The sequence below is a fragment of the Planktotalea sp. genome (assembly GCF_049680325.1).
Taxonomy (GTDB): Bacteria; Pseudomonadota; Alphaproteobacteria; order Rhodobacterales; family Rhodobacteraceae; genus Planktotalea.
Genome location: NZ_JBAUHO010000229.1, coordinates 1 through 1,822 on the forward strand (window position 1 = coordinate 1; position 1,822 = coordinate 1,822).

A 1,822-nucleotide genomic window follows, 5' to 3' on the forward strand; every position below is an offset into this window, starting at 1 on the left:
AAGCAGATGGGCGCCAAGATGCCCGGCATGGGCGGCGGCATGAGTTTGCCTGCGGGTCTGTCCGGTTTCGGGAAGAAGAAGTAATATGAGCGATCCCGTAAAACGCGCCGCCGAAGTCCTCAAAGGCCACCGCGCCAGCATCGACCGGCTCGATGCCATCCTCGTCTACACGCTGGGCGAACGGTTCAAACACACGCAGGCTGTGGGGAAACTCAAAGCCGAGCACGACCTTCCCCCGTCCGATCCAACCCGCGAAGCGGACCAGATCGCACGGCTAGAAGATTTGGCGAAACAGGCCGATCTGGATCCTGAATTCGCCAAGAAGTTTCTCAACTTCATCATCGCTGAAGTCATTCAGCACCATAAGACACACCAAGATAAACCCTGAAGGAAACACACTATGTCCATGAAAATCCGTCTCGCCCGTGGTGGCTCCAAGAAGCGCCCGTTCTACCGTATCGTTGCAGCAGACAGCCGCATGCCACGCGATGGCCGCTACGTTGAAAAGCTGGGTACATACGCACCCCTGCTGCCAAAAGACAGCGAAGACCGCGTGAAAATGGATGCCGAGCGTATTGCTTACTGGCTGAGCAAAGGCGCACAGCCAACAGAGCGCGTTCAGCGTATGCTGGAAGCAGCAGGCATCAGCCCGAAGACCGAGCGTAACAACCCCACAAAAGGCACACCCGGCAAGAAAGCCGCAGCCCGCGTGGAAGAGAAAGCCGCAAAGGCCGCCGCAGCAGCAGAAGCCGCAGCAGCACCAGCCGAGGCACCTGCAGAAGAAGCAGCTGCAGAGTAAGGCAGCAAAAGGTTAGTCCGGCATGCATGCGTTTTCCGCTGATTTCCGTGCCGGACTGACCGATCTGATGCGGTGGCGCCGCGATGTGCGCCACTTCCGCACCGATCCCGTGGAAGAGGCACTTGTCCAAGAGTGCCTCTCCACACTTTCACTAGCTCCCTCCGTTGGCCTGTCAGAGCCATGGCGCATCATTCGCGTGCGCTCGGCTGCTGCCCGCGAAGCCGCGCTTGAGAATTTCCAGATTGCAAATGCACAGGCCCTCAAAGGATACGAGGGCCAGAAGGCCGAGCTTTACGCCGGTCTTAAACTCTCCGGTATGCAAGAAGCCCCCGAACACATAGCCGTCTTTTGTGATGACAGCACCGCAAAAGGCGCGGGCCTTGGCGCAGGGACCATGCCGGAAATGCGCCGCTATTCGGTTGTCGGTGCCGTCACGCTGATGTGGCTGCATGCGCGCACGCAGGGTCTCGGCATCGGCTGGGTATCGGTGCTTGACCCCGACCGCCTGTGCCGTGATCTTGATGCACCAGAGGGCTGGTCGCTTGTCGCATACCTTTGCCTTGGCTGGCCGCGCGATGTATCCCTGACACCAGAGCTTGAAACCAAAGGCTGGGAAGCGCGCGCCGCCGCCCTGCATATCGAGGAACGCTAATGTTTCGACTGCTAAAACTCATTTTCGTGCTGGCCATCGGTGCCATGTTTGGCTTTTTCTTTAGCGGCATGCTGATGCGCGCCGAATGCACTGCAAGCGGCGGCCAGATCGACGGCATGATCTGCGTAAGTGCGGAGATGATGCAATGAGCGAGAGCCATATCTGTGTTGGAGTTATCTCCGGCTCCTACGGCGTGCACGGTGAGCTGCGGATCAAAAGCTTTTGCGCCATCCCCGAAGACATCGAGAAATACAGCCCCCTGACTGACGAAGCTGGCGAGCGTGAATATATGCTGGCCATCCTGCGCCCGATCACAAACGGGTTTTCGGCGCGTCTGCCCGAGATTTCTAACAAGGAAGATGCAGATACGC

At 58.5% G+C, this 1,822-nt stretch carries 4 protein-coding genes and 1 pseudogene; all 5 read left to right on the plus strand.

Annotation, left to right across the window (positions count from 1 at the left end; all coding sequences use genetic code 11):
- Positions 1-85 precede the first annotated feature (85 nt).
- Entirely contained in the window at positions 86-388 is a 303-nt protein-coding gene (locus WBC85_RS10280) for a chorismate mutase (RefSeq protein ID WP_424436300.1), read from the plus strand.
- A gap of 12 nt (positions 389-400) precedes the next feature.
- On the plus strand, positions 401-799 hold the full coding sequence (gene rpsP, locus WBC85_RS10285; protein ID WP_424436303.1) for a 30S ribosomal protein S16: 399 nt from the start codon (positions 401-403) through the stop codon (positions 797-799).
- A gap of 22 nt (positions 800-821) precedes the next feature.
- The gene (gene bluB, locus WBC85_RS10290) at positions 822-1,451 is read left to right on the plus strand and encodes a 5,6-dimethylbenzimidazole synthase (protein ID WP_424436306.1); all 630 of its coding nucleotides are present in this window, start codon (positions 822-824) and stop codon (positions 1,449-1,451) included.
- The gene (locus WBC85_RS10295) at positions 1,451-1,600 is read left to right on the plus strand and encodes a hypothetical protein (protein ID WP_424436309.1); all 150 of its coding nucleotides are present in this window, start codon (positions 1,451-1,453) and stop codon (positions 1,598-1,600) included. The genes bluB and WBC85_RS10295 overlap by 1 nt, the downstream gene beginning before the upstream one ends.
- Positions 1,597-1,822, plus strand: a pseudogene (rimM, locus tag WBC85_RS10300) (ribosome maturation factor RimM); the annotation flags it as partial. The gene WBC85_RS10295 and the pseudogene rimM, both read left to right, overlap by 4 nt.